This window comes from Brevundimonas sp. Root1423 (genome assembly GCF_001426805.1).
Genome location: NZ_LMFL01000003.1, coordinates 1 through 26,864 on the forward strand (window position 1 = coordinate 1; position 26,864 = coordinate 26,864).

The 26,864-nt window shown below is 66.3% G+C and carries 22 protein-coding genes and 1 pseudogene; 9 read left to right on the forward strand and 14 right to left on the reverse strand.

Annotation, left to right across the window (positions count from 1 at the left end):
• The coding region (locus tag ASD25_RS31570) for a toprim domain-containing protein (RefSeq protein ID WP_235562587.1) at positions 1–1,352 on the forward strand (1,352 nt) is incomplete at both ends.
• A 1-nt stretch (position 1,353) separates the two neighbouring features.
• Positions 1,354–2,286, forward strand: a pseudogene (locus ASD25_RS31575) (toprim domain-containing protein); the annotation flags it as partial.
• Between the two features lie 3 nt (positions 2,287–2,289).
• On the opposite strand, the gene ASD25_RS03335 reads toward ASD25_RS31575, so the two are convergent.
• Both ASD25_RS03335 and ASD25_RS03340 read right to left on the reverse strand, forming a co-directional pair.
• Positions 2,290–2,727 carry a surface-adhesin E family protein gene (locus tag ASD25_RS03335; protein WP_055827153.1) on the reverse strand — a complete coding sequence of 146 codons (438 nt, stop codon included), beginning with the start codon at positions 2,725–2,727 and terminating at the stop codon, positions 2,290–2,292.
• 72 nt (positions 2,728–2,799) lie between these two features.
• A complete protein-coding gene (locus ASD25_RS03340; RefSeq protein WP_055827156.1) occupies positions 2,800–3,975 on the reverse strand; it encodes a DNA cytosine methyltransferase in 1,176 nt (391 codons plus the stop codon).
• Positions 3,976–4,557: 582 nt separating this feature from the next.
• On the opposite strand from ASD25_RS03340, the gene ASD25_RS31580 reads away from it, so the two are divergent.
• From ASD25_RS31580 to ASD25_RS03350, 4 genes are all read left to right on the forward strand, one after another.
• Positions 4,558–5,156, forward strand: a 599-nt coding sequence (locus ASD25_RS31580; protein WP_255356135.1) for a HAMP domain-containing protein, incomplete at its 3' end; no start/stop codon positions are given.
• An 85-nt stretch (positions 5,157–5,241) separates the two neighbouring features.
• A partial coding sequence (locus ASD25_RS31585) for a HAMP domain-containing protein (protein ID WP_255356136.1) occupies positions 5,242–7,451 on the forward strand: 2,210 nt, incomplete at its 3' end.
• Between the two features lie 202 nt (positions 7,452–7,653).
• On the forward strand, positions 7,654–10,419 hold the full coding sequence (locus ASD25_RS31590) for a response regulator (RefSeq protein ID WP_235562593.1): 2,766 nt from the start codon (positions 7,654–7,656) through the stop codon (positions 10,417–10,419).
• Complete coding sequence (locus ASD25_RS03350; RefSeq protein WP_055827161.1) at positions 10,419–12,452, forward strand: response regulator; 2,034 nt, start codon at positions 10,419–10,421, stop codon at positions 12,450–12,452. The genes ASD25_RS31590 and ASD25_RS03350 overlap by 1 nt, the downstream gene beginning before the upstream one ends.
• Here the strand turns inward: ASD25_RS03350 and ASD25_RS03355 are convergent.
• From ASD25_RS03355 to ASD25_RS03375, 6 genes are all read right to left on the reverse strand, one after another.
• On the reverse strand, positions 12,440–13,003 hold the full coding sequence (locus tag ASD25_RS03355; RefSeq protein WP_055827164.1) for a dihydrofolate reductase family protein: 564 nt from the start codon (positions 13,001–13,003) through the stop codon (positions 12,440–12,442). The two genes, ASD25_RS03350 and ASD25_RS03355, sit on opposite strands and share 13 nt — an antisense overlap.
• Before the next feature lie 70 nt (positions 13,004–13,073).
• Positions 13,074–13,607: an SRPBCC family protein gene (locus ASD25_RS03360; RefSeq protein WP_055827167.1), complete on the reverse strand. Its 534-nt coding sequence runs from the start codon at positions 13,605–13,607 to the stop codon at positions 13,074–13,076.
• The gene (locus tag ASD25_RS03365) at positions 13,604–13,969 is read right to left on the reverse strand and encodes a helix-turn-helix transcriptional regulator (protein ID WP_055827169.1); all 366 of its coding nucleotides are present in this window, start codon (positions 13,967–13,969) and stop codon (positions 13,604–13,606) included. The genes ASD25_RS03360 and ASD25_RS03365 overlap by 4 nt, the downstream gene beginning before the upstream one ends.
• Before the next feature lie 107 nt (positions 13,970–14,076).
• Positions 14,077–14,199 carry a hypothetical protein gene (locus tag ASD25_RS32790; RefSeq protein WP_255356134.1) on the reverse strand — a complete coding sequence of 41 codons (123 nt, stop codon included), beginning with the start codon at positions 14,197–14,199 and terminating at the stop codon, positions 14,077–14,079.
• On the reverse strand, positions 14,196–15,533 hold the full coding sequence (locus ASD25_RS03370) for a serine hydrolase (RefSeq protein ID WP_055827172.1): 1,338 nt from the start codon (positions 15,531–15,533) through the stop codon (positions 14,196–14,198). The genes ASD25_RS32790 and ASD25_RS03370 overlap by 4 nt, the downstream gene beginning before the upstream one ends.
• Positions 15,533–15,796 (reverse strand): DUF1272 domain-containing protein, encoded by a 264-nt coding sequence (locus ASD25_RS03375; RefSeq protein ID WP_055827175.1) that lies wholly within the window; start codon positions 15,794–15,796, stop codon positions 15,533–15,535. Before ASD25_RS03375 ends, ASD25_RS03370 begins: the two co-directional genes overlap by 1 nt.
• A gap of 215 nt (positions 15,797–16,011) precedes the next feature.
• Between ASD25_RS03375 and ASD25_RS03380 the strand changes: the two genes are divergently transcribed.
• Entirely contained in the window at positions 16,012–16,851 is an 840-nt protein-coding gene (locus ASD25_RS03380) for an AraC family transcriptional regulator (RefSeq protein ID WP_055827179.1), read from the forward strand.
• Positions 16,852–16,943: 92 nt separating this feature from the next.
• The gene (locus ASD25_RS03385; RefSeq protein ID WP_082560067.1) at positions 16,944–17,411 is read left to right on the forward strand and encodes a nuclear transport factor 2 family protein; all 468 of its coding nucleotides are present in this window, start codon (positions 16,944–16,946) and stop codon (positions 17,409–17,411) included.
• 138 nt (positions 17,412–17,549) lie between these two features.
• Here ASD25_RS03385 and ASD25_RS29105 read toward each other — a convergent pair whose 3' ends face one another.
• Complete coding sequence (locus tag ASD25_RS29105; RefSeq protein WP_082559997.1) at positions 17,550–17,987, reverse strand: very short patch repair endonuclease; 438 nt, start codon at positions 17,985–17,987, stop codon at positions 17,550–17,552.
• A 77-nt stretch (positions 17,988–18,064) separates the two neighbouring features.
• Between ASD25_RS29105 and ASD25_RS03390 the strand changes: the two genes are divergently transcribed.
• Positions 18,065–19,612 (forward strand): DNA cytosine methyltransferase, encoded by a 1,548-nt coding sequence (locus ASD25_RS03390; RefSeq protein ID WP_055827182.1) that lies wholly within the window; start codon positions 18,065–18,067, stop codon positions 19,610–19,612.
• A 120-nt stretch (positions 19,613–19,732) separates the two neighbouring features.
• Here ASD25_RS03390 and ASD25_RS03395 read toward each other — a convergent pair whose 3' ends face one another.
• From ASD25_RS03395 to ASD25_RS03415, 5 genes are read right to left on the reverse strand one after another with little or no spacing between them, the layout of a single operon-like run.
• Positions 19,733–20,509 carry a hypothetical protein gene (locus tag ASD25_RS03395; RefSeq protein WP_055827186.1) on the reverse strand — a complete coding sequence of 259 codons (777 nt, stop codon included), beginning with the start codon at positions 20,507–20,509 and terminating at the stop codon, positions 19,733–19,735.
• A complete protein-coding gene (locus ASD25_RS03400; RefSeq protein ID WP_055827189.1) occupies positions 20,506–21,399 on the reverse strand; it encodes a hypothetical protein in 894 nt (297 codons plus the stop codon). The genes ASD25_RS03395 and ASD25_RS03400 overlap by 4 nt, the downstream gene beginning before the upstream one ends.
• Positions 21,396–23,246, reverse strand: coding sequence for a hypothetical protein (locus ASD25_RS03405; RefSeq protein ID WP_200943526.1), 1,851 nt, complete (start codon positions 23,244–23,246; stop codon positions 21,396–21,398). Before ASD25_RS03405 ends, ASD25_RS03400 begins: the two co-directional genes overlap by 4 nt.
• Positions 23,234–24,247, reverse strand: a complete 1,014-nt coding sequence (locus tag ASD25_RS03410) for a PD-(D/E)XK motif protein (RefSeq protein WP_162246613.1) — start codon at positions 24,245–24,247, stop codon at positions 23,234–23,236. The genes ASD25_RS03405 and ASD25_RS03410 overlap by 13 nt, the downstream gene beginning before the upstream one ends.
• Positions 24,228–26,831, reverse strand: coding sequence for a Z1 domain-containing protein (locus tag ASD25_RS03415; RefSeq protein WP_200943528.1), 2,604 nt, complete (start codon positions 26,829–26,831; stop codon positions 24,228–24,230). Before ASD25_RS03415 ends, ASD25_RS03410 begins: the two co-directional genes overlap by 20 nt.
• Positions 26,832–26,864 lie beyond the last annotated feature (33 nt).

The following is a 26,864-nucleotide window of genomic DNA, read 5'->3' on the forward strand; positions in this document are numbered from 1 at the left end:
AACGCCGACGGCTCGGTCACCGTGACCGACAACGGCCGCGGCATCCCCACCGACATCCACGGCGAGGAGGGCGTCTCGGCGGCGGAGGTCATCATGACCCAGCTGCACGCGGGCGGGAAATTCGACCAGAATTCCTACAAGGTCTCGGGCGGCCTGCACGGCGTCGGCGTCTCGGTCGTCAACGCCCTCAGCGACTGGCTGAAGCTGGTCATCTACCGCAACGGCAAACGCCACGAGATGCGCTTCGAGCGCGGCGACACGGTCGAGAGCCTGCGTGTCACCGGCGACGCCCCGTTGCGCGACAACGGCAAGGTCCTGTCGGGCACAGAGGTCACCTTCTATCCGTCGGTGACGACCTTCGCCCACATCGACTTCGATCTGAAGACGCTGGAGCACCGCCTGCGCGAGCTGGCCTTCCTCAACTCGGGCGTGGTCATCAAGCTGCAGGACCATCGCGGGGCCGATCCGTTCGAGGAAATCCTGCACTACGAGGGCGGGGTCGAGGCCTTCGTGCGCCACCTGGACAAGTCCAAGTCGCCCATCCTCAAGGACGTCATCGTCATCCGCGGCAAGAAGGAAGGGATCGAGATCGATCTCGCCCTGTGGTGGAACGACAGCTACCACGAGACCATGCTGTGCTTCACCAACAACATCCCCCAGCGGGATGGAGGCACCCACCTCTCGGCCTTCCGCGCCAGCCTGACGCGGGTCATGGGCGGCTATATCGACGCCGCCGGCGCGGCCAAGCGCGAGAAGGTCTCGGTTTCGGGCGAGGACGCCCGCGAAGGCCTGACCTGCGTCCTGTCGGTCAAGGTTCCGGATCCGAAATTCTCCTCCCAGACCAAGGACAAGCTGGTCTCGTCAGAGGTGCGCCCGGCGGTGGAAGGGCTGTGCTCCGAAGGCCTGTCGACCTGGTTCGAGGAACACCCCGTCGAGGCCAAGGCCGTGGTCGCCAAGATCATCGAGGCCGCCGCCGCCCGCGAGGCCGCGCGCAAGGCCCGCGACCTGACCCGGCGCAAGACCTCGATGGACATGGCCTCCCTGCCCGGCAAGCTGGCCGACTGTCAGGAACGCGATCCCGCCAAGTCCGAACTGTTCATCGTCGAGGGCGACAGCGCCGGCGGCTCGGCCAAACAGGCCCGCAACCGCGAGAACCAGGCCGTCCTGCCCTTGCGCGGCAAGATCCTGAACGTCGAGCGCGCGCGCTTCGACCGCATGCTGTCGTCGGAGCTGATCGGCACCCTGATCATGGCGCTGGGCACCGGCATCGGCCGCGACGACTTCAACGCCGACAAGCTGCGCTATCACAAGATCATCCTGATGGCCGACGCCGACGTCGACGGCGCCCACATNGACGACTTCAACGCCGACAAGCTGCGCTATCACAAGATCATCCTGATGGCCGACGCCGACGTCGACGGCGCCCACATCCGGACCCTGCTGCTGACCTTTTTCTATCGCCAGATGCCCGAGTTGATCGAGCGCGGGCACGTCTATATCGCCCAGCCGCCGCTCTACAAGGTCGCCAAGGGCAAGCAGTCCCGCTACCTCAAGGACCAGTCCGAGATGGACTCCTACCTCATTGAGGAGGGGTCGTCCGAGGCCGAACTGGACCTGCCGACCGGCGAGCGCCGCACCGGCCTGGACCTGCAGTCCCTGGTGCGCGAGGCCAAGGCCTTCAAGGCCGGCGTCGACCGTCTGTCTCAGCGCGCCCCGGCCTTCGCTATCGAACAGTCCGCCCTGGCCGGCCTGTTCGATGAAGACGCGTCCGATCCGGCGAAGGCCGCCGCCCGCCTGAACCTCTATGCCGAGGAAGGCGACGGCGACTGGACCGGCGAGCCCGGAGCGCAGGGGGCCGTGGCCTTCGAGCGCGTGCGCCGCGCCGTGACCGAACGCATCGTGCTGGAAGAGGCCCTGATCCGCTCGCTGGACGCCCGCCGTCTGGCCGAACGCTCGGCCGCCTTCGAGGGTCTGTTCGACAAGCCGGCCATCTTCCGCCGCAAGGACAAGGTGGTCACCGTCCGCGGTCCGCTGGACCTGCTGGAAGCTGTCCTCGACGCCGGCAAGAAGGGCATCGCCATCCAGCGCTACAAGGGCCTGGGCGAGATGAACCCGGAACAGCTGTGGGAGACCACCCTGGACGTCAACGCCCGCACCCTGCTGAAGGTGCAGGTCGAGCATCAGGAGGATGCGTCGGATCTGTTCGCCAAGCTGATGGGCGACGTGGTCGAGCCGCGCCGCGAGTTCATCCAGGCCAACGCCCTGGACGCCGCCGTCGACGCCTAGGATTCAGTTCCGTCCGGCGTCGACGAACGCCTTGATGTTGGGCCAGGTCGGCGGCTGGGCGCGCGTACCCTTGCAGACGATATCGTTGAGGAACTGGGGCGAGGTGTTGGGACGAACGTCCTCCCAGGCCGCCCCCTCCTCGGGATAGCGGTCCGCTTCCGCGCCGTCGGGACCGTATTCGATCACGCCGGCGGTGCGCCATTTGCCGGTGGCGCACTGGATTTCATAGGTCTCCACCGAATGGCTGTAGTCGCCCGGCGTCCCGGTCCTCGGCGCCGTGGCCACGTGAACGGTGGTGATGTCGCCATTGGCCACGATGCTGTCGACGTCGGCCATGAAGACGTTGTTCTGGCTGCGCGAGAAGGGATGCCAATTCTCGGCCGCCGCCGGCGTGGCCGCTCCCGCCGCCAGAACCGCAAGGCTTAGTGCAAGATATTTCACGATGATCTCCCCAGACCCCTGCACCGCATGATGCTCCGCTGCGCGGCTTTGGCAAGAGGCTGTGGGCGTGGATCAGGCCGCGCGGCGCGCGCCCCCCGCGGCATCGAGGATCGGTTCGAACAGCCATTCCGCCAGATGCCGCACGACGGGAACGGCGACCCCGTCTCCGGTCAGCCGGTATGCGGCGCTGCCGGACTCCGGCAGGCGGTAGCGGTCGGCCAGCCCCATCAGTCGCGCCGTCTCGCGCGGCGACATCAGGCGCGAGCGAATCTCGCCCCGATCGATGACCAGCACCGTCTGGCGACTTGACCCGCCCGCCGGGGTGCGCAGGCAGCCGGCGATGTCGAAGCGCACTTCCGCCCGCTGCAGCTTGCCGCCGTCGGCGCCCCGGCGGGTCCGCCGGTACAGCGCCCCGACGCGCCGACCGCCGTCGCCGCGGGCCTGCTCGACCTTGGCCAGATTGACCGGCGACATCAGGGCCAGCAGCCGCGCGGTCCGTTCGGGCGGACTCCAGGGCATATCAGCCGGATCGTCCTCGATCAGCGCCGCCAGGTCGGCCGGCCGCGCACCCGGCTCGGGCAGCCGCCACCAGACCATCCGGCCGCGCAGGCTCTCGGGCAGCCGGTCGACGGCGCGGCGCAGGGCGGCCGGATGAAACGGCGCGAGCGGCGCCAGCGCGGTCAGGCCGGACGGCGCCGGCAGATCGCCCCGCACGCCGACCACGAACAGCCGCGGCCGCGACTGGGGCAGGAACCGGTCGGCATTGATGATCAGGGCGCCCCAGCGGTAGCCCGCCTCGACATAGGTCCGGCAAACCGCCTCGAAATCCCGGCCGCCCCGCGAGGTCAGCGTGCCGCACACATTCTCGACCGCCACGATCGCCGGCGCCCGTCCGTCGGCCGCCAGCCCCCGGACCACGTCCCAGAAGGCGTGGAAGGTGCCCGAGCGCCGTCCGCCCAGGCCGGCTCCCGCACCGGCCAGCGACAGGTCCTGGCACGGAAACGAGCCCCACATCAGATCGGCCGCGCCCGGCAGATCGCTCGCGGCCACGGCGCCGATGTCGCCGAGGTGGAAATCGCCGTCGCCCCAGTTGGCGCGATAGGCCTGACCCTTCCCGGCGTCGATGTCGTTGGCGAACAGGCAGCGCCAGCCCTCGCCCAGCCCGGCCCGGACCATGCCGCCGCCTGCGAAGAACTCATAGAATCCGGGGCGACCGTCGGCCGGCGTTTCAGGGCGCGATTCGCTCATGATCCGACGCTGACGCCCCGGCGTCCCGAAGTCCACCGGAAGGGCGGCATCGCCCGCCTGTCATCGGGGCGATCCGGGCTTCCCCGCGCGGCGCCGGCATCAGGTTGATCAGCAGGGGCGCCACGCCCATCAGAAGAAACGCGGCGGCGAAGGCCAGGAGGAGACCGTCTCCGGTCCTGCGCCAGCGGTGCGTACGCCTCGCGCGCGACGCTGGCGTCCCGGGCCCGATTGGCGCGTCAAAATATGTTCCGTCTGTCGGAACCGTTCCGGTTCCTCGCGGTTTTTTGCAGTTGGTTCGGGGGAAGCGGACGGAAGGTGGGCGGGGGCGCGGCGATCGCGAAAGCGGGACCGCCTTCTTGCCGCCAGACGGCCGACGGAGCCTTCGGACGGTTGCCCCTGAGCTGAAGGTGAAAGATGTCGCTTGCCGCCGCCGTAGAGCCGAACCTCGACAATCGACAGCTGCTGACAGCCCTGAGAGCGTTCCGGAGGGGTGACTTCTCGGTCCGCCTGCCCGGGGGACTGACCGGGATGGACGGCGACCTGGCGGAGGCCTTCAACGACGTCGTCGAACTGAACGACCGGATGAGCCGCGAATTCAGCCGTCTCGGCGAGGCTGTCGGCCGTCAGGGCAAGATCAACAATCGCGCCCGGGTCCCGGCGGCGACCGGCGCCTGGGCCGACAGCGTCGAGGCCGTCAACACCCTGATCGCCGACATGGTCCACCCGACGGCGGAAATGGCCCGGGTGATCGGCGCCGTGGCCAAGGGCGACCTGAGCCAGACCATGGACCTCGAGAACGAGGAACAGCCCCTGCGCGGCGAATTCCTGCGCATCGGCCGGGTCGTGAACACCATGGTGGGCCAGCTGGGCTCGTTCGCCTCGGAGGTGACGCGCGTCGCCCGCGAGGTCGGCACCGAGGGCAAGCTGGGCGGGCAGGCCAACGTCAAGGGCGTGGCCGGCACCTGGAAGGACCTGACCGACAACGTGAACTTCATGGCCGCCAACCTGACCGGTCAGGTGCGCAACATCGCCGAGGTGACCACCGCCGTGGCCAACGGCGACCTCAGCCGCAAGATCACCGTCGACGTGAAGGGCGAGGTGCTGGAGCTGAAGAACACCATCAACACCATGGTGGACCAGCTGAACTCCTTCGCCTCGGAAGTGACCCGGATGGCCCGCGANGTGAAGGGCGAGGTGCTGGAGCTGAAGAACACCATCAACACCATGGTGGACCAGCTGAACTCCTTCGCCTCGGAAGTGACCCGGATGGCCCGCGAGGTCGGCACCGAGGGCAAGCTGGGCGGCCAGGCCAATGTGAAGGGTGTGGCCGGCACCTGGAAGGACCTGACCGACAATGTGAACTTCATGGCGGCCAACCTGACCGGTCAGGTGCGCAACATCGCCGAGGTGACCACCGCGGTGGCCAAGGGCGACCTGTCCAAGAAGATCACCGTCGACGTGAAGGGCGAGATTCTCGAACTGAAGTCGACCATCAACACCATGGTGGACCAGCTCAACGCCTTCGCCTCGGARGTGACCCGCGTGGCGCGCGAAGTCGGCACCGAGGGCAAGCTGGGCGGCCAGGCCCAGGTCACGGGCGTCACCGGCGCCTGGAAGGATCTCACCGACAACGTCAACCTGATGGCCGACAACCTGACCGGCCAGGTTCGAAACATCGCCGAAGTGACCACCGCCGTGGCCAAGGGCGACCTGTCCAAGAAGATCACCGTGCAGGTCCGCGGCGAAGTGCTCGAGCTCAAGGACACCATCAACGTCATGGTGGACCAGCTCAACGCCTTCGCCTCGGAAGTGACGCGCGTGGCCAAGGAAGTGGGCACCGACGGCAAGCTCGGCGGCCAGGCCCAGGTGGAGGGCGTCRCCGGCRCSTGGAAGGACCTGACCGACAATGTGAACCTGATGGCCGACAACCTGACGGGTCAGGTGCGCAACATCGCCGAGGTGACCACCGCCGTGGCCAACGGCGACCTGTCCAAGAAGATCACCGTCGACGTGAAGGGCGAAATCCTCGAGCTCAAATCGACCATCAACGTCATGGTGGACCAGCTGAATTCCTTCGCCTCGGAGGTGTCGCGCGTGGCGCGCGAGGTGGGCACCGAGGGCAAGCTGGGCGGCCAGGCGAACGTGAAGGGTGTCGGCGGCGCCTGGAAGGACCTGACCGACAACGTGAATTTCATGGCGGCCAACCTGACCGGCCAGGTGCGCAACATCGCCGAGGTGACCACCGCCGTGGCCAATGGCGACCTGTCCAAGAAGATCACCGTCGACGTGAAGGGCGAAATCCTCGAGCTCAAATCCACCATAAACGTCATGGTGGATCAGCTGAACGCCTTCGCCTCGGAAGTGACGCGCGTGGCTCGCGAGGTGGGCACGGAGGGCAATCTGGGCGGCCAGGCCCAGGTCACCGGCGTGACCGGCGCGTGGAAGGATCTCACCGACAACGTCAACCTGATGGCCGACAACCTGACCGGCCAGGTGCGCAACATCGCCGAGGTGACCACCGCCGTGGCCAACGGCGACCTGTCGAAGAAGATCACCGTCGACGTGAAGGGAGAAATCCTCGAGCTCAAGTCGACCATCAACACCATGGTGGACCAGCTCAACGCCTTCGCTTCCGAAGTGACGCGCGTGGCCCGCGAGGTGGGCACCGAGGGCAAGCTGGGCGGTCAGGCCCAGGTGAAGGGCGTGACCGGCACCTGGAAGGATCTGACCGACAATGTGAACTTCATGGCCGGCAACCTGACCGGCCAGGTGCGCAACATCGCCGAGGTGACCACCGCCGTGGCCAAGGGTGACCTGTCGAAGAAGATCACCGTCGATGTGAAGGGCGAGATCCTCGAGCTCAAGAACACCATCAACACCATGGTGGACCAGCTCAACGCCTTCGCCTCGGAAGTCACGCGCGTGGCCAAGGAGGTCGGCACCGAGGGCAAGCTGGGCGGCCAGGCGCGCGTGGAGGGCGTCGGCGGCACCTGGAAGGATCTGACCGACAATGTGAACTCCATGGCCGCCAACCTGACCGGTCAGGTGCGCGGAATCGCCGACGTCGTCACCGCGGTGGCCAACGGCGACCTGAAGCGGAAATTGACCGTGGACGCCAAGGGCGAGATCGCCTCCCTGGCCGACACCATCAACGGCATGATCGAGACCCTCGCCATCTTCGCCGACCAGGTCACCAACGTGGCCCGTGAGGTGGGGATCGAGGGCAAGCTGGGCGGCCAGGCCCGGGTGCCCGGCGCCGCCGGCCTGTGGCGCGACCTAACCGACAACGTGAACCAGCTGGCCGGCAACCTGACCACCCAAGTGCGCGCCATCGCCGAGGTKTCGACCGCSGTGACCAAGGGCGAGCTGACCCGCTCCATCACCGTCGAGGCCTCCGGCGAGGTSGCGGCGCTGAAGGACAACATCAACGAGATGATCCGGAACCTGAAGGATCAGACCCTCAAGAACACCGAACANGTGACCAAGGGCGAGCTGACCCGCTCCATCACCGTCGAGGCCTCCGGCGAGGTCGCGGCGCTGAAGGACAACATCAACGAGATGATCCGGAACCTGAAGGATCAGACCCTCAAGAACACCGARCAGGACTGGCTSAAGACCAACCTSGCCCGSTTCACCCGCATGCTGCAGGGCGARCGCGAYCTGGCCACGGTGTCGAACATGGTGCTGTCSGARCTGGCSCCGCTGATCAACGCCCAGCACGCGGTGTTCTACGTCTCGGACCGGGACGCTGGCGACGAACCCATCCTGGTCCTCGCCGCGGCCTACGCCGCGACCGAGCGCGAACAGCTGTCGCCGACCTTCCGCCTCGGCCAGAGCCTGATCGGCCAGTGCGCCAAGGAGAAGGAGCGCATCCTTCTGACCAACGTGCCGCAGGACTATGTCCAGATCGGCTCGGGTCTGGGAACCTCGGCGCCGCTGAACATCATCATCCTGCCGGCCCTGTTCGAGGGCGAGGTCAAGGCGGTGATCGAGCTGGCGACCTTCGGCGAGTTCTCGGAGACCCACCAGTCCTTCCTCAGCCAGCTGATGGAGTCGGTCGGCATCGTGCTCAGCACCATCGCCGCCAACATGCGCACCGAGGGGCTGCTGACCCAGTCCCAGCTGCTGACCGCCGAGCTTCAGGCCCAGCAGGACGAGCTGAAGTCCACCAACGACCGGCTGGAGCAGCAGGCGGCCTCCTTGCGCCAGTCCGAGGAACTGCTGCGCGCCAAACAGGAGGAACTGCAGCAATCCAACGCCGAACTGGAGGACAAGGCGGTCCTGCTGTCGGCCCAGAACCAGCAGGTGGAAGCCAAGAACCGCGAGGTCGAGCAGGCCCGTTTCGCGCTCGAGGAAAAGGCCGAACAGCTGGCCCTGACGTCGAAATACAAGTCGGAATTCCTGGCCAATATGAGCCACGAGCTGCGCACGCCGCTGAACAGCCTGCTGATCCTGTCCAAGATGCTGAGCGAGAACACCCAGGGCAATCTGACGCCCAAACAGGTGGAATTCTCGAGGAACATCCACGCCGCCGGTTCGGATCTGCTGGGCCTGATCAACGACATCCTCGACCTGTCCAAGATCGAGTCCGGCACCGTCACCCTGGACATCGGCGAGATGGCGCTGGAGTCCCTGCGCGACCAGATGCACCGCACCTTCGCCCAGATCGCCCAGGACAAGCGGCTGGACTTCTCGATCGACATCGACCCCGACCTGCCGCCGTCGATGTACACCGACGACAAGCGGCTGCTGCAGATCATCAAGAACCTGCTGTCCAACGCCTTCAAATTCACCGCCAACGGTTCGGTGCGCCTGCGCGTCGACCGGGTGGCCGAGGGCTGGAGCCCCGGCAACGAACACCTCAACAAGGCCGGCCAGGTCCTCGCCTTCTCGGTGCAGGACAGCGGCATCGGCATTCCCGAGGACAAGCAGCGCATCATCTTCGAGGCCTTCCAGCAGGCCGACGGCACCACCAGCCGCAAATACGGCGGCACGGGCCTGGGCCTGTCGATCAGCCGGGAGATCACCCGCACCCTCGGCGGCGAACTCAAGGTCGAGAGCGAACCCGGCCAGGGCAGCACCTTCACCCTGTTCCTGCCGCTGAACTTCAGCCCGACGGCGGCCGCCGCCGGCCCCTCGGCCCGGGAGGCGTCCCGCGCCGTCATGGTGCGGACCGCGTCCGAGGAGGAGGTGGTGGAAACCATCGAGCCCGTGGCGGATGACCGCGACACGGTTGCGCCCGGCGATCCGGTGATCCTGATCGTCGAGGACGATCCCCGCTTCGGCGCCATCCTTCTGGCTCTCGTCCGCGACAGCGGCTTCAAGGGGGTGATCACCCATGAGGGCATTGCGGCGACCGCCTTGGCCCGCCGCTACGGACCCCAGGCGATCATGCTGGATGTCGGACTTCCCGACATGGACGGCCTGGCCCTTCTGGACCTACTGAAGCGGACTCCCGAGACGCGCCACATCCCGGTCCATGTCATCTCGGCCCACGACCATGCCGGCCTCGGCCTGTCGATCGGCGCCTTCGGCTTCACCGCCAAGCCGATCGACCGCGAAGGCGTGGTCGCGAGCCTCGACGAGGTGAAGAAATTCGTCTCGACCGCCAACCGGCGCCTCATCCTGGTCGGGCCCGCCGGCGAGGCCCAGGCCCTGCTGAAATCCGCCTTCGGCTCCGTCGTCCGGGTCGAGGCGCTCAAGGGTCTGGCGAGGACGAAGATCAAGCCCGCCGACAGCCTGATCATCGACGCCTCCGCCGCGCCGATCCCCGAATTGGTGGAATGGCTGAAGGCGGCCGACCGTCCCGCGGTGATCTACGCCGGCGACAGCCTGTCGTCCCTGGACGAGCGCCGGCTGCGGCTGGCGGTCTTCGCCGGCCATGCGCGCCTGGCCCGCACGCCGGAACAGCTGGTGGAGCAGGCCACCCTGCTGCTGCACGAGCCCACCGATCGCCTGTCGGAAACGGCCCGCATCACCCTGGCCCAGACGCGCAAGGAAGACGCCATCCTGACCGGCCGAACGGCCCTGGTCATCGACGACGACATCCGCAACATCTTCTCCATGGCCAGCGCCCTGGAGGAGTTCGGCGTCGACCTGCTCTATGCCGAAAGCGGCCGCGCGGGCCTCGACCTGCTGGCCCAGCATCCCGAGACCGACGTCATCCTGGTCGACATCATGATGCCGGACATGGACGGCTACGAGACCATGCGTGAGATCCGCTCGCTTTCGAACTTCGCCCGCATCCCGATCATTGCGGTGACCGCCAAGGCGATGAAGGGCGACCGGCAGAAATGCATCCAGGCCGGGGCCTCGGACTATGTCTCCAAGCCGGTCGACATCGACTATCTGATCTCGGTCATGCGGGTCTCGATCCAGCGGGCCGACGCCGGCCGCATGTCGGCCTTCGAGCAGTCCGCGCTTCCCGCCCCGGCGGCGATCTGATGGGCCGTCAAACCAGAACGAAACCGAAGCCGCTGACGGCGCGCGTCCTCATCGTCGACGACGACGAACGCAACGCCTTCGCCGCCTCGGAGGCGCTGGAGGTGCTGGGCCACGAACTGGTCATCGCCCGCTCGGGCGAGGAGGCGCTGCGGCTGCTGCTGCATCAGGAATTCGCGGTCATCCTGCTGGACCTGCACATGCCCGGCATGGACGGCTACGAGACCGCCAGACTGATCCGCGAACACCCCCGCACGCGCGACACGCCGATCGTCTTCGTCACCGCCGTGTTCCGCGACGAAGCCCACATCTTCCAGGCCTATACCGCCGGCGCCGTCGATGTGGTGTTCAAGCCGGTCGACCCCTTCATCCTGCGCTCCAAGGTGGCGATCCTGGTCGAGTTGCACCTCAAGACGCTGGAGGTGCGCCGTCAGGCCGAGGAACAGCACGCCCTGCTGGAGGCCAACGCCCGCATCACCGAGGAAAAGCTGGCTGCGGAACTGGCCCTGCGCGAGACGCGGGAACGGCAGGACACCATCCTGAAATCCCTGCCCGTGGTCTTCACCTCGCGCGCCAGCGCCCATCCGTTCGGCGCCCTGTTCGTCAGCGACAGCATTGCGCCCCTGACGGGCTTCGCCCCCAGCCGGTTCGTGGATGAGCCGGAAATCGGTCTCGGCCGCATCCACCCCGACGACGTCGCGGGCGTGATCAACTGCCTGATGCAGGCCTCCACAAGCGGGGCCTATGCCTGCGAATACCGCTGGCAGTGTTCCGACGGGACTTGGCGCACCTTCCTCGACCAGGGCGTCTGGGTGCCCGACGCCAACGGCGGGGAGGGGGAGATTCTCGGCACCCTGCTGGACGTCACCGACCGCCGACAGCTCGAGGAGCATCTGGCCCAGGCGCGCAAGATGGAGGCGGTGGGCCAGCTGACGGGCGGGGTCGCCCACGACTTCAACAATCTGCTGACGGTGGTGCTGGGCAACGCCGACATCCTGCTGCGCCGGCTCGGCGACGACGAGCCGCGGATCACGCGCCAGCTGTCCGCCATCCGTTCTGCGGCCGAGCGCGGCCAGACCCTGACCCGCCAGCTGCTGGCCTTCTCGCGCCGGCAGCAGCTCAACCCGCAGGTCATCGACCTGAACGCCCTGATCCGCGGCTTCGCCCCGCTGATGCAGCAGGCGGTGGGCGAGGGGATCACCATCGCCCTGGAACTGCACGGCGATCCGCTGCACGCCTCGATCGATCCCACCCATCTGGAGACCGCCCTGCTGAACCTGGCGGTCAACGCCCGCGACGCCATGGAGGGGGACGGCCGGCTGGTCGTGGCCACTTCGGCGGTGACGGACGACGAGGCGCAACCCATGGCGCGCATCCTGGTCGGCGACACCGGTCCGGGTATGGCGGAGGACGTCGCCCAGCGGGTGTTCGAGCCCTTCTACACCACCAAGGAAGTCGGCCGGGGAACGGGTCTGGGCCTGTCGCAGGTCTATGGTTTCGTCAGCCAGTCCGGCGGCCGCATCGACGTGTCGGCCACGCCCGGAGAGGGCGCCGTCTTCGAACTGATGCTGCCCCTCACCGATGAGGCGCCCGCCGCCGCGGCGGCCGAGATCGAGGCTGCCAAGGTCGAGGCCGGCTCGGAACGGGTGCTGATCGTCGAGGACGATCCGGCGGTGCTGAGCCTGTGCCTGGATATGCTGACCAGCCTCGGCTACCGCTGCGACGTCGCGTCGGACGCGGGCGGGGCCCTGCATCGGCTGGACAGCGACCCGGACTACGACCTGCTGTTTTCCGACGTGATCATGCCCGGCGGGATGAACGGCATCGAGCTGGCGCAGAAGGCGCAACAGCGCCATCCCGATCTGAAGGTGCTGCTGACCTCCGGCTACCTTGGCGAAACCGGCAACCAGATGCAGCACGACTTCCCGCTGATCGACAAACCCTACCAGTGCGCCGAACTGGCCAGCCGCCTGCGTGCGGTGCTGGGCGCCCCGGCCATGGCCGAAGCGCCCGCTGCGGGGCGTCAGGTCCGGTAGGTCAGGACCACCCGGCCCTCCTGCGTCGCCCGGCTGCCGGCCAGCGTCAGCTCGAGGGGCTTCTTCAGTCCGCCGAAAAGGGACTGGCCTCCGCCCAGCGCGATCGGATGAACGATCAGCCGCAGCTCGTCGATCAGGCCCTCATTGAGGAGATTGCGGACCAGGGTGGCTCCGCCAGCGACGTAGATGTTTTTCCCCGGCTCAGCCTTGATGGCGGCGAGGGTCTTCAGGTCTCGCACGATCCGCGCATTGGGCCATGGCGCTTCCTGAAGTGTGCGGGACATCACCACATGAGGCGTCCTGCTGGCCTGCTCGGCATAGGCGATCTCGGGCGGAGTGGGAGGGCGCTCCATGAAGGGCGCGAGGGCCTTGGGATCCCGGTGGATCGCCTCCCAGAACATGCCGTAGCCGGGATACATGCCGGCGCCGATGACGAAGACGTCGACATCGTCGATCAGGCCAAGGGCGTCCGCCCAGCTGCTGACCCAGTCCTGCTCGCCTTCCGGCCCCCGGGTGTAGCCGTCCAGCGAGACTTGAAGGGCCGCGATCATGGTTCTCGAAGCGTGCGCCAAAATGGCCTCCGTCGTCTGGTCCGGCCGCTCAGCAACCCGGATTCTCGGGTCAGGCGGAGATGCGGTCCGCGTATTCGGCCTTCAGGCTGTGCCATCGATCCCAGAAGGGATCGGCCTGCCCGCCCCTGAGGCGAATCCCCAGCAGGTCGAGATGGGCGTGCCATCCCGCGCCGATGTTCAACAGCGTCGCCCGGTCGGTCAGGCGGTGATGGGTCAGCGTCAGGATTACGTCGTCGCCGCTGGCTTCCAGGTCGAAGGTCACGCCGCCCGTCGAGCCCCAGGTGATGGCCAGCCGGGTCGGAGCCTGAAGTTCGGTGATCGTTCCTTCCAGACGGTGTTCCTCGGGCGCGCCGGCCGGCCGGGCGCCGGAGGGGTCGGTCAGTTCGTCATTGCGCCAGATGAACTGGAAGCTCCCGCCCATGGTCAGGTCCATCGCGCCCGCCGCCAGCCATTGCCGGCGCAGGTCGGCCTCGGTGAGATAGTCCCACACCCGCTCGATCGGTCCCGGGAGCAGCCGCTGGATGGTCAGGGTCATGGGTTCTGTCACGACGCCATAGGCGTCCTTGCTCGCGAGCCGGCTCATTGATCGTCTCCTTGTCGGGGTTTGGAAGTTGCCGCGCGCTCCTGTCGAAGCAGCCCGTCCAGCACGGACAGTCGGTCGGTCCAGAACCGCTCGTAGAAGCCCAGCCATTCATTGGCGCTGGCCAGCGGTCCCGGGTTCAGGCTGCAGACGTGCTGTCGTCCCCGTATTTCGCGCCGAACCAGCCCGGCTCTCTCCAGAACCTTGATGTGTTTGGACGCGGCGTTCAGGGACATCGAGAAGGGGTCGGCTAACTGGCCGACCGTGCGCTCGCCGTCGGCGAGGGCGCGGATCATCTGCCGTCTCGTGCCGTCGCCCAGGGCGTGGAAGACGTGATCCAGCGGTGTCTGCTGATGTTCAACCATGTGGTTGAGATTACGCGGGGGATTCCGAACAGTCAACCGTATGGTTGATCATTTTTCCGCATGCCCAAAGGTCACGCGGCCCGCAGTCTTCTACAGGTGCGACGTCCTTATGCCGGGGCCCACAGGCAGTCGGCGGCGAGGGCGTAGCCCTTGCCCTGCACCGTCTGGATCAGATCCGGATGAAGGGCGCGCCGGGCCGGGCCGCCTTCGATGGCCAAGCATTCGGTCACCCGCCGACCGAGGCTCGGGCCGGGGATGTTGAACCAAGGTCCTCTGCGATCGCCCGGCGGACGTCGTTGACGATGGGCGTGTGATCGGTGGGAAACTGCTGGACCATGACGACGGCGGCCAGGCCGGACTCGGGATCGATCCAGGCGGTCGTCCCGGCCGCGCCGTAGTGGCCATACGAGCCCGCCCGCAACCCGCCGGGCGCCGGATCGTCGCGCAGCCGCACATAGCCGCCGAAGCCATGACCCTGGCCGTCGAAGCCGGTGACCGCCTCGGGCAGGATGTTGGTGTGGATCAGCCGCGCGGTCTCGGGGCGCATGACCCGCCGGTCTCCGACGCGCCCCTCGTCGAGCAGCATGGTCAGGAACCGGAGATAGTCGCGCGTGCTGGATAGCAGCCCCGCGCCCCCCGCGAACAGGGTTACGGGCTGCGCATAGGCGGTGGTCGCCGGGCTGTCGATGCGGATCGGCCCGGAGGCGGTGAAGGCGTAGAAGGACGCGAAGCGGTCGGCCTTGTCCGCAGGCAGCCGCCAGTCGGTGTCGGGCATGCCGATCGGGTCCAGCAGGCGCGTCCGGACGAAGGCTTCGAAACTCATTCCGCTGACGCGCTGGATCACCAGACCGAGCACGTCGAGCGAGACGCCGTATTCGTAGGCGGTCCCGGGCTGGAACAGCCGGGGGATGTCCGCCAGCCGCGCGACCATCTGCTCCAGATCCGCGGCCTTGGGACCGTCGATCGCGGGCCGCGGATCGATGGTGGCGCCCGTCGACGGGAAGATCCCGGCCCGGCGATAGGCCATGTGAACCGGGCCCGCGCCCGAGAAATGATAGGTCAGTCCGGAGGTGTGGGTGAGCAGGTGACGGATCGTCATCGGCCGTTCGAGGGCCGTCCCCTCCAGTCCTTCGCCCGGATTGACCGCGACCTTGAGGGCCCGGAATTCCGGAATGATCTCGACGACCGGTTGATCCAGATGCAGGCGTCCGTCCTCGATCAGAAGCGCGCACGCCGCCCCAGTGATCAGCTTGGTCAGGGAGTAGATTCTGAAGATCGTCCGATCGTCGACCGGCGTCGGATCGTCGAAGGCGAGGGCCCCTGCGCGGACATAGGCGGGACCGGAGGTTCCGTGCCGCAGTCCGACCGTCGCGCCCGGGAGCCGACGGGCGGTGACATAGCCGTCGACGACCGCCTGGCAGTGTTCAAACGTCAGCGCGGCGTCCCGGGTCGCCGCGCTGACAGCGCCCGGCTTCACAGCGCCGATCATGAGCATGGCCGCGGCGCCGTTCATCCACTGGCGCCTGTCGGGCTGGACCGCCCATGTCGCGTGCGGAGGCTTCATCAGGCCGCTCCCGCAGCGCCCGGCGCGCAGCGCCGGTCGTCCCGCAGGACGCGTTTGAGCGACACGGGGACCTTGAGCAGGGCCGCCGCCGGCCGCGTGGGCCGCAGGACCAGATCGCCGCCGCAGTTCGGGCAGGCGCCAGCGAACGCGACCTCGGCGCAGGCCGCGCAGAAGGTGCATTCGAACGTGCAGATCCGCGCCTCCGGGTCCCCGTTCGCGAGGTCCCGGTCACAGCATTCGCAATTGGGCCGCATCTCCAGCATCGGACTTTCCTGCTGCGCCGCTGAACCGGCCGGCGCGCCAAAACCGCCTGTTCTTGAACCGGGAAACCGCCCTCGCGCTTCCATGTTTCGGCTAAGTTTCACGGGCTCGCCGGGATGGCCGGCGAGGTGGCGGTTCCGCGCTTCCATGATAGATTTTGTCCTCGGCCGCCGCCGATGCGGCGCAACGGCCGCAACCTTCCGGGATTGAAATTCGCATGGCCTCCCTGGATTCCGGCGTCGTTCAGCCGGCTTCGCCCGACGCCTCGGGAACGCGCCTGTTCGCGTGGGGCGCGCGGGCGATCTACCTCGGCCCGGCCTTCAATCTGTCGGCCCACAGGAATGCGGTGGGCGTGATCGCCCTCGGGCTCGACGAGCCGTTCGGCGTGGCGGAACCGCCCGCGGCCTCGTCCGGCCGATATCGCCTGTGCCGCAGCGCGATCATCCCGCCCAACACGCTTCATCATTTCGCCGACACCCAGGGCCTGATGGCGTTCATCTATGTCGACGCCCTGAGCCGTGACCTGCACCATCTGGGTGAGACCGCGGCAGCGCGCCTGTCCCACGCCGCCTTCGATCTCGCCGACGAAGCGGCCTTGATCGGGACGCTGCGGGGACTGGCGTCCGCAGCGATCGACTGGCCGACGGCGCGGGTCGTGCTGGAACGGATTCTGCTCGGACCCGACCATGCGCCCGTCGACCGGCGCGTCGCCGGCGCCCTGTCGCTGCTTCACGGCAGCCCCGACGATCGCCCCTCGCTGTCGGCGCTCGCATCCCGGGCCGGTCTCTCGGAATCCCGCCTGCGACACCTCTTCAAGGCGACGACAGGGGTCCCGTTGAGGCGCTACCGGATTTGGGTGGCGATGCGGGTGGCGCTTCAGGCCCTGTCGCGCGGAGCCAGCATCACCACCGCCGCGCTCGACGCGGGCTTCGCCTCTTCCGCCCATTTCAGCACGGCCTTCCGGGAGATGTTCGGGATGGAGCCCTCACGACTGACCCGCGGGGGCCTTGTCCTTGAGGGCGCGCGATCCAACAGTCGAAGCGCAGCCGCTTCCTGAAAGCCCGCCGCCCCGGCCGGAGTTAGCCTCTCCGCAAGGGGTCAGTCGGCGCACGGCGCGTCGGAGACGTCTCGTGGAGCGCCATGCCTGTGATGATCGACCGTCGTGACGCGCTGGCGATGCTGGCCGCATCCGTCGCCCCGGCCGAGACGGACCGGCAGGGCGATCCGGGCATTCGGGCCGCGCTGGAGCGGTATGCGACGGCCTGGCTGGCCAACGACCTTCCGGCCATCGTCGCCTGCTACCATGACCGGTTCACCCTCCACTATTTCGGCTCCAACCCGCTGTCGGGAGTTCACGTCGGCAAGCGGGCGGCGCTGACGACCCTGGCCGAATTCGGCCGCCTGACCGGACGCCAGCTCCTGGGCGTCGTCGACATCATGGCCGGCGCGACCCGAGGCGTCATCCTGGCGCGCGAGCGTCTCGGCCATGGAGGCGACGCCCGGGATGTGGATCGGGTTCTCGTCTACCGGATCGAGGACGGCCTGCTGGCCGAGTGCTGGGTCCACGACGCCGATCAGGCCCTGATCGACAGGTTGCTGACGCCGCCGGCTGGCTGAATGAGACGGCCGCCTCAGTCATTCCGAAGGCGAGCCTCCTTGGCTCGGACGCAATAGCGCAGCGTCGCTGGCGAGAAAAGAACCCCTGAGCGAACCGGCGACGTCTGGTGCGAGGCAAGGGTTTTCAGGGTCAATCCGTTAGTCGATCGTTGCCGAACCCGAATCTGAAGTGATCCATCGGGCAAGTCGCTCTGTAGCGCCCCGAGCATCGCGGCGAACCGCACATTCCCAGACGGTCGCAACCCGCCAGCCTGCCTTTTGCAACGCCACAAACGCGCGCTCATCGCGGAGGACATTGGCGCCAAACTTCTGGTCCCAGAACGCTGGTCGTGTCGCCGGTGTCGTGGTGAAGCGGCAGCCTTCATGCCGATGCCAGAAACAGCCATGAACGAAGATCGCAGCGCGCCACTTGGGGAGAAGCAGATCGGGCTTGCCGGGCAATCCGGGCGCGTGGAGCCGAAAACGAAATCCCGCGCGATGAAGACCTTGCCGCACCACCATTTCCGGCTTCGTGTTCTTCCCCTTGATGCCGGACATCATCCGAGACCGGGTCGCCTTGTCGACAACGTCAGCCATTCTGTCCTTTTCGCGTGGCGGTTTCGCGCGTCCCTGGTAGATACCGATCTAATTCAAGGCGCGAGAACTTCTGGGGCATGGCTTTAACGTATCAGGTCGTCGATCTGTTCGCAGGACCGGGCGGTCTTGCGGAGGGCTTTTCCTCGTTCACTGACAGGGACGGAACGAACCCATTCCAGGTAACGATCTCCGTCGAGAAGGAGGCGTCCGCACACAAAACCCTCCAGCTCCGGGCGTTCCTTCGCCAGTTCGATGAGTTTCCGGACGAGTATTATGATTGGCTGAACAATGGTGGTGCGGAGCCGGACTGGTCCGTGACGCATCCGGGCGAGTGGGAGACCGCCCTCGAAGAAGCGCTGCGGCTAGAGCTCGGCACACCGCACGCGGCCCGCGTTCTGGACAGTCGGATCGCAGAGCTGGTCGAGCTGGACGTGCCGACTGTCGTGATCGGAGGGCCGCCATGTCAGGCATATTCCCTCGTCGGAAGGTCACGTAATCAGGGCACAGAGGGCTATGTCCCTGAGGACGACAAGCGACACTTTCTCTATCGCGAATATATCCGGATCCTGAAGGGACTGCGGCCCGTCGCGTTCGTCATGGAAAACGTGAAGGGAATCCTTTCGTCGTCGGTCGAGGGGCGTTTCATCTTCGAACAGGTGCTAGCAGACCTTCGGGCTGCCGACGGCTCTCCCGACGCTTACGAACTGTTCGCAGTAGCCCTGGATGATGAGGGACACACAGTCCTTCGCCGGACATCACGTCACCAGGACTTCATCGTCCGAAGTGAAGATTTTGGCGTGCCGCAGGCTCGCCATCGCGTCATCGTCGTGGGTCTCCGCCGCGATGTTGCCGGGGCAATTTCGTCTGCCAGTGAGACAGCCGGCAAGTTCGTTGGCGAACCAGCCACTGTGCGCGATGTGATCTCCGGACTTTCAGTCCTCCGCAGCGGATTGAGCCGTGGAGACGATGCGGCAGCCTGGCGTGATGTCGTCACTGGTCAGATGGACACTGTCATCACCGCGCTCGAGGAAGTGCCGGAGACTGCTTCGGACCTGCTGACGGCAGCGCGCCGTTTCCGACAGATGTTCATGGCCGTGAATGACCTGCCGCCCCGGTCATCTAAGGCGCCGCCTTCGGTTTCGTCCGATTGCCCTGACGTTCTCGCAGGCTGGCTTGTTGACCCCCGCCTCGAGGTGACTTTGAACCATTCGAGCAGGGGCCACATGGTGGAGGACCTCGGCCGATATTTCTTCAGCTCGGTTTTCACCAGCGTCCGCGGTCGTGCGCCCAAGGCAGGCGACTTCCCGACGGCGCTTGCGCCCGATCATGCCAACTGGGGATCCGGCAAGTTCGCTGACCGTTTCCGGACCCAAGGCTGGGACCAGTCGTCCACCACGGTGACCAGCCACATCTCGAAGGATGGCCACTACTTCATCCATCCGGATCCAGTTCAATGCCGCTCGCTGACCGTGCGTGAAGCGGCGAGGCTTCAGACCTTCCCCGACAACTACCTCTTCCTCGGCAACCGCACCGAGCAATACGTCCAGGTCGGAAACGCTGTCCCGCCGTTTCTTGCACGGCAGATTGCCGAGGTTCTGCACTGCGCGCTGTCTTCGCAAGACTGAATTGCGGCTGTCGGGAAACCTGATGTCCGTGCGACTGGGCGCCCTTGTTGCGTGAGAACCCCCGCTAGTCGCCTCGGGTGAGGGGCGAGCGGCAATGATCGGAGCCCGTTGACGCCGGCCTCAGGCCGCCGTCTGCTCCGCCGCCACGATCCGCGCGCTTTCGTCGAAGATTTCGTCGATCAGATCAGCCAGCGCTTCGGCACCCATCTCGCCAAGGAAGATGATCTCGTTTCTCAGCCGCAAGCCGATTGTGGCCCGGCGCATGATCGCCTGCATCGCTGGTCGGCCATGTCGAAGAGCGGCGCGTACCCAGCCCTCTGCGAGCGCACAGGCGAGGCGGCGATCGCCGCCGATGGAAGGCCGTTCTGTGATGGCGACGAAAGCGTCCTCGGTCAGGGTCTCGAGCAGGGCCCAGCGATTGGGTGCGTCCTCCCCTCGATCGAGTGCCCTGGCCCGCATCCACAGGCGCTGGAAGGTATTGCGAACGCCGCCATGGTGGCGGTCTTCGGACAACTCGTACCGCCAGATCGTCACCGGCCGTAGTAGAGCCGTCGCAATGAATGTCCAGACGTCGTCTCGCAGGGCTTCGCCCGACTGCAGAAGGGGGTGACCCGCGAGCAGCTTCGCGCAGGCGACGTCGAAACGCGCGCGAGCCGCGATGGTGTTATCCGTCGGAAAGCCGGCCTCCCGGGCGACGCGGGTGACATCGTCACGAAAGCGCACCAGCTGCTCCGGCGGTATCGGGCTTCCTCCCACCGGGCCGAAGGTGATCGCGTCCGGCAGCACGTCTGAGGTCGGGCCGTTTCCCGGCAAGCCATGCGTCTCGCGTTGTTCGGCGAGCATCTGGTCCGCGGCGGCCTCGCTCAGCCGTGGCAGCAGGATAACCGGGTCGCTCATGCGTCGAATCCTACACTGGCGATAATAGCGGCGCGGAAATCGCCAGGGCGCTGTTCGAGCGTGGAGCCGGCCTCGGGCACGGAGCTGAAGGGCCGCAGCAGCCAGTGCCGGATCTGACCGCCCAAGGTGGTCTCTTCCGCACTCTGCAGTCGGTCCGCACCATCCGGCGATCGAAGTGCGCTCTCACACATCTGGGACACGACATCTCCCATCAGCGCCTGCAGGGTCAGCGGGTCCTGTTCCTGAACGCGATCCACGAACAGCGGCTGGTCTTCGTTGAGGTACAGCCGTACGGCGCTGTAGAAGTCCCGCTCCAGGTCCGCGGCATTCCAGCGAAGGTGCCACGGCGCATGCTGATGCGGACGACCCCGGAATAGTCCGTTGAAACTGACGACCTCCATCGGGAAACGGGGATCATGACCTTCCAGTCGGGATACGATCCGATCTGACCAGAGCCGAGACCCCTGCAGGGTCGGAGCCAGTCGATTGAAAGCGTCAGCGTCCGCCGCAAGCACTATCGTGGTGCGCAGGCTGAGCTGGCTCGACATCCAGCGGCTCGGCAGTTCGAACTCGACCCTGTGGTCGGCCGCATCGCGCAACAGCGGTTCGCGTACGCGGTGGATGATTTCGCGAGGCAGGGCGCCGGAGCCGGAGCCGGCCTCGACCACCAGGGCGAGCGCAAAGCCGTCGGCGGCAAGACCGAGCTCTTCGGCGGCGGCGGCATGATCCAGGCGAACCCGGCGGCTGACCTTCAGGGCGGCTCCATAGTCCCAGTCCGGCATCGTGTCGCCGAGCGGCAACGGGCTGCCGTGGTTCAGTTCGTAGACCCATCCGTCGAGGCGTGCGGCCTCGGACAGCTGAAGAAAGGGAGCGGCTGTCCGACGCTTCATGCCCGACCGCCTTCACCAACCATCGCCTGCAGCCCGACGGCGCAATTGTCGGGGACCGTCACCCGAACGGTAAAGGAGCCCTCGACCTGGCCGATCCGAATGAGGCTTCCCGGAGCCAGGACGTCGCCGTCTGGACCGGTCACCGAGACGATCTCGGGACAGGGGCCCTGCTCGAGTCGCGAAAGCGGCACGTGGCCGCCATCCATCGCGACCACCGGTTCCAGGAGCAACTGGTCTTCGCGACCGGTGCCGGTCACTTCGAAACTGAACAGCGCCGTTCGTTCGTCATGATGGAGCTCCAGTCGCTCGAAGACTGGTCGCGATGCGCGCCGCCGTGCAGAGCGTGCGCCGCCACCGCCGTTTCCCCGATCGCGGCTCGGTCCGCCATGGCCCCCCGCGTCGAGGAAAGACCCCAGGAGGCCGGAAACCGCAGCCAGCGGGTGGCTGTTGTCGCTCTGGCCCGCACTGGACATGACCGGGCTTGCGACCTCGTGGGCCGCGGCGTTCAGGCGTTTGAGCGCGACCGCCACATAGGTCTTGTCCCGGCCCTTCGGAAAGGCCGAGGGGTCCCAAGTGTCATGGGCCGCCGGTTCCGACAGGGCGAAGGCTCTCTCAACTTCAGGCTCGGCGCTGGCCACGAACACTCCCGCCCATTCGGCGCGGTCGTCGGGCAGTGCCCCGCCCTCGATATTGGTGACGACAAGCTCGGCCGGCCGCATCAGGGCGATGTGGCTGGCGGGTTCCGGGAACAGACTGTCCTCACGCTGGAAGATGGGGAGACGGTCCGATCGGAGCCCCTTCACGATGGCCAGGTGGCCGAGAAGCTTCTGCGGGCGCTGACAGCTTACTGGCACCACATCGGCGTGTTTCTCGCGGATCATGGTCATCGCCCGCGCATAGAGATCGAGTGGCGGGCAGACCTCGGGCAGGGGAACCTCGATCTCCTCTCCCTCGACTTCGACCCGCGCCACGATGCGTTTGGCCGGCTCCGCATTCTCCATCATGCGGGGCCAGAAATTCCACAGTAGCGCCTCGACAATCTCGATACCTGCGGTCTCAACGGTTTCGCCGGCGAGGTCAGGGTCAAGGATGATGATCGAGGTGCCCGTCTCCAAGGGGCCGCGTTCGGGCGAGCCCATGGCCGCGGCGATCCAGGCCGCCATCTCGCCGGTGGCCGGGTCGGTCGGTTCCTCGGCGCCCGACGAGACGCCCCACCAGTGTCGACCGGTATATTTGCGGGAATAGCCATCGCCGGATGATCGGGCGCCTGATGCGCCGAGATGACAGGCCATGATCCGGCGCTCGGGGTCGGCCGGACCCACGGCGAGCGTATCGACGATAATCGTCGAGCACCGGCTGGCCATGTACAGGGACGCCTTGCCAAAGCCGTAGGTGCCGCCGCCGAGCGCAGTATTGCGCTGGGTGCCGACGTTGCGCAGGAAGTCGATGAAATCGGTGCGGTCGACGCCATCCGGGATCCGGTCGGCCCGGGTCGGGCCGCCGAGCCCGGTCGTATTGAAATCGCAGATCTCCAGAACGCGCGGCGTTTCGGACTCCAGAAACCGAAGCAGGTCGTGGCGCGATTCTTCGACGAACGGCAGGTCTCCGAACACGCTCGCACGCAGGAACTCGACCTGCTCCGGCGTGAGCGTCCGAAGGCGGATCAGGATCGAAGGACCGATTCCCAGCTTGGCGGCATCACAGCTGTTCTGAATCGCTTCCCGAAGGACGAGCTGCAGGCCTTCCAGGGAGGGAGCTCCCAACAGCCGACGGAAGCCGCCATCGCCGATGTTGCCGGTGGCCGCATAGGGCTCGGAATAGAGCCTCCACGCCGTCATTTCAGGCACGCGAGTACCCGATCTTCGGTGAGTTTCATGTCGGCCTCGGTCAAGGCGAATGGGCCCGCCTGGGCCAGATCGATCTCGTACTTCAACGCTCCGATGCCCGCAGGCTTGCCGGCCGGCCCGAAGGTCTCGGCGACAATGCGCGGAAAGCCGGGCTCCACGGCGAAGGCGTCGATCGCCTCGCAGTTGAAGGACTGATTGTTCCAGGCGCCCGCAGACGGATCAGGACATCCCATTCCCTTGAGGCGTTCCCGCAACACCTTCGACGAGCCGGTGCGTGCTTCGATATCCTCGACAAGCCGCGCGACCGTAACCGCCCCATTGGAGGTCCGGTCCAGAACAACGCGCCAGAGCTCGAGTGAGCCGCCCATCGGGATGTCGAGCTGGTCGATCGACGAGATCGTAACCGTGCCGGAGCGCCGGCGACTGGATTTGACTTCGATGGCGTGCACGCCGCCCCGAAAGTCGTGGCGATCCTTGTCAGGTCCGAACCATACCTCCGGTGCGCGTGCATGCCGGTTCGCGAGCCGGAGCAGGACGAGGAGCTCAGCCACCAGTCCCTGCACCTGTTCGATGCCGATGCTTTCGTCTTCCGCCTGGACAAACAGGGCTCGCAGATCGCGCACGGCTTCGGTCAGCGCGGTGGATGGCGATTCCCCATCCTCAATCCGCGAAAGAACCGCCAGAACCAGATCGGCAAATGCGCGATCCAGCGACGCCTCTCTGCAACTCACGATCAGATAGGGTCGCGATCCTGACGCATCGGACAGCTGGTTGGCCCCGACCTCGATGACGGGGAGATCGGCGAATACTGGTCGTTTGGTTCCCGGCGCGACCGGCAGCAGCAACTGAGTCCAGCCCTCTGGCGAGATGCTGAGCATTGCGTTGCCATAGCCGGTCGTCACCCCGAGATCGGAGGCCGCGACCGAAGCGGGGTCCTCTTGCGTGGAGCCGGTTCGAAGCGTGGCCCAGCGGGTATGAATGTCAGACGTGGTTCTGGACACCGGCGGCCTCCAGAGCATCCATTTCGTCGGCTTCGATCTGCGCGAGCTCCTCGGGCGTCGGTGGGGCGAGGTGAACGCTGACATACCTGCCGCCCGCTTCGCGGGAGCCGGGCATGACAATCCCGAAGCCCAGGATGTCATGCTCGGCGTCGAGGTCGATGCGTGTCGTGCTTCCCGTTCGCGCCCGGGATGCCCGATCAATCGGATAGAGAAGGAGGAGCGGTCGCTCACCCACCTGCGTTCGGCGCTTCGCCTTGATCGCTTCCCAGTCATCATCCGTCGAGACTGTACCGGAGGGGCAATCGAACGCCGCATCCGCCTTCGACATCAGCGCCTTGATGTCAGCGATCTCACCCTTGTCCTTGAGCCGCGAGCGCTGAACCATTTTCACCGAACCCAGCACGCCCAGGGGCTGGCCGGATGGCTCGCCGTCGGCCGATTGAATCACGCCGACGTTCCACGTCGTCAAAGCGGGATCATCCAGCTGGACGAACTGAAGCAGGAGGTCGTCCTTCAGATCCTGGTGGCTGTCATCGATGCGGTAGCTGCGAAGAAACTGCGCGATCAGCTTTCGCGGAACGTCTGTGAAGAGGCGGCGACCTGGGATGCCTCCAGATTTCCCTTGCTGGTCCGCGAAGGAAACAAGCTCGGCTCCGGCCTGCCAGTTGTTCTGCAGCAGGCGCTCGTCCTTTCGCTTGAACCGCAGGGTCTGAACGTGGCGGCCCCAGTAACCGATGCTGCACTGATGGGCGTGTCGCATCTTGTTGCGGGCGACGATTGCCATGCCAGGTACGCTCCGGATGCGGATCGCGAAATCCATCGGCGTGACAGAGGGCGATCTGCTGTAGTTCGAGATGTCGTCCCGAATTTCCGCCTCGATGGCGGCAAGAGCGCGGAAGCGCGACTTGAGTTCTGTCGGCATCCAGAGACGAGGCAGATCCTCATAGCCGTGCCGATAGCCGAACCAGCGGCCCATCTGCAGCAGGGTGTCGTACTGGTTCGAGGTACGCAGGAAGTAGCTGACCGCGAGGCCCTCCAAGGTCAGACCGCGTGCAAGGATGCTGCCGCCGACGATGATGTAGGTCTTGGCGCCGCCGGTGTAGTCGATGCGGTCGTCGCTCGCCCCGTTTTCGATGACGACGGAAAGGGCCTGCAGCACAGCCGGCAGGTGGTCGCACAGCTCGTCAAACGACACTGGGCGCGCGGAGGTGAGGTCGTCGAGGCCGGCCGCCTGTTCGGCCTCCCAGACGGATCTCAGGGCTTCGAATGCTGGACCAGTCTGTTGCTCAATTCCGGCCCGTTCCTTGTCGATCCAGTTCTCGATCAGATGCGCAATGCTCTGGTGCATCCGGATCGCCGGCGACGTGTGCACAAGCATCGACATGTGCTCGCCCGCATGGCCCCGGGCCCGGCGCACTGCGCAAGTGGCGATGTAGTAGAGGATCGCGTCCTGGAGACTTGGGGTCATGCGAGGCACGAATCCCGCCTGAGCCGCTCGACCGCGTGGCTGAAGCGCCGCCTCATCTGCTTCATCCACTTCTCGGATGACGTCGAGGCCTTCTTCCTCCGGCAAGGGGTTCGCAGCGTCCTGCGGCGTGCGGCCGAACAGCCTCTGGGTTCCGAAATAGCCCTTGGGCAGCGCGAGCGAGGTGATGAAGTCCTTCGGATAGAGATCGTCGAGCGTGTCGGTCTGCTCGGCGTAGGGGTTGATCAGGACATTGGCGAATGGCGTGGCGGTGTATCCGACGTAGGACACCGCCGGCAATTTCTTCAGGATGAGCCGGATCTTTTCGTTGATCTTGCTGATGTCCATTTCGTTGCTGGCGGAGTTGACGCTGGCTTGATCACACTCATCGTCGATCAGCAGGATTTTCAGCTTGCGCATTTCCGCGGCAGGCGTGTCCTCGATGACGTCCAGCAGCCGCTGCAACGGCGCCACGTTCTTCTTCATCACCGCGAGTTGGGCCCGGTTCAGCGCCGAGATATGGCCATGGGCCGGGATCCGGAATTCGCCATGGATGTCGGTGGTGGTCAGCTTGTGCCAGAGAGTCGGGTGACGAACGACGATGTCCGATTCTAGCCGCCGCTGTGTTTGTTGCCGGAGCTTGTCCGTCAGACCGGCGAAAACCAGAATCAGGTTGTAACCGCGATCGACGGCCTTGGAGATGACGGCCGTCATGTTCGCGGTCTTGCCCGACTGGACATAGCCCACCACCAAACCACGGCAGGAAAACTGATCTTGAGCGGGATCAGCGAGGAGCGAGACGATCTCGTTTGAGCCCTCGTCGATGCTCTCGATGGTCTCGCTGTCCCAGTGCTTGGGGCCCAGGAAGTAGGATTTGAGCGCGGGCCAGTGACGATCGCCCGGTTGTGGCCCGTGGTACCAGTCGGGTCGCTTCGCGAAAATCGACGAGCGCCGCAGGATGGTGATCTCGTGCTCCTTGTGGAGCAGCGTCCGGGCCTCCTCGAGATCGTCCCCCAAGGGCCCGGAAAAATCGATCACCGACCCCAGGCTGGAACGTAGCCAGTCGGTCGCTTGGTCGATCCCGTCGTGGCCCGGGAGAGCGTTGCGGATCTGGGCCATGAGCGAAAGAGTCTGGGGGGAGGGCAAATCAAC

Excerpts from the sequence above, each read along its gene's own strand:
- ASD25_RS03380 (WP_055827179.1), top strand. The coding sequence starts at position 16,012 with ATGGCCTCCCTGGATTCCGGCGTCGTTCAGCCGGCTTCGCCCGACGCC.
- ASD25_RS29105 (WP_082559997.1), bottom strand. The coding sequence starts at position 17,987 with ATGGCTGACGTTGTCGACAAGGCGACCCGGTCTCGGATGATGTCCGGC.
- ASD25_RS03360 (WP_055827167.1), bottom strand. The coding sequence starts at position 13,607 with ATGAGCCGGCTCGCGAGCAAGGACGCCTATGGCGTCGTGACAGAACCC.
- ASD25_RS03365 (WP_055827169.1), bottom strand. The coding sequence starts at position 13,969 with ATGGTTGAACATCAGCAGACACCGCTGGATCACGTCTTCCACGCCCTG.
- ASD25_RS03400 (WP_055827189.1), bottom strand. The coding sequence starts at position 21,399 with ATGAAGCGTCGGACAGCCGCTCCCTTTCTTCAGCTGTCCGAGGCCGCA.
- ASD25_RS03355 (WP_055827164.1), bottom strand. The coding sequence starts at position 13,003 with ATGATCGCGGCCCTTCAAGTCTCGCTGGACGGCTACACCCGGGGGCCG.
- ASD25_RS03375 (WP_055827175.1), bottom strand. The coding sequence starts at position 15,796 with ATGCTGGAGATGCGGCCCAATTGCGAATGCTGTGACCGGGACCTCGCG.
- ASD25_RS03350 (WP_055827161.1), top strand. The coding sequence starts at position 10,419 with ATGGGCCGTCAAACCAGAACGAAACCGAAGCCGCTGACGGCGCGCGTC.
- ASD25_RS03415 (WP_200943528.1), bottom strand. The coding sequence starts at position 26,831 with ATGGCCCAGATCCGCAACGCTCTCCCGGGCCACGACGGGATCGACCAA.
- ASD25_RS03390 (WP_055827182.1), top strand. The coding sequence starts at position 18,065 with ATGGCTTTAACGTATCAGGTCGTCGATCTGTTCGCAGGACCGGGCGGT.
- ASD25_RS03395 (WP_055827186.1), bottom strand. The coding sequence starts at position 20,509 with ATGAGCGACCCGGTTATCCTGCTGCCACGGCTGAGCGAGGCCGCCGCG.
- ASD25_RS03340 (WP_055827156.1), bottom strand. The coding sequence starts at position 3,975 with ATGAGCGAATCGCGCCCTGAAACGCCGGCCGACGGTCGCCCCGGATTC.
- ASD25_RS03370 (WP_055827172.1), bottom strand. The coding sequence starts at position 15,533 with ATGAAGCCTCCGCACGCGACATGGGCGGTCCAGCCCGACAGGCGCCAG.
- ASD25_RS03385 (WP_082560067.1), top strand. The coding sequence starts at position 16,944 with ATGATCGACCGTCGTGACGCGCTGGCGATGCTGGCCGCATCCGTCGCC.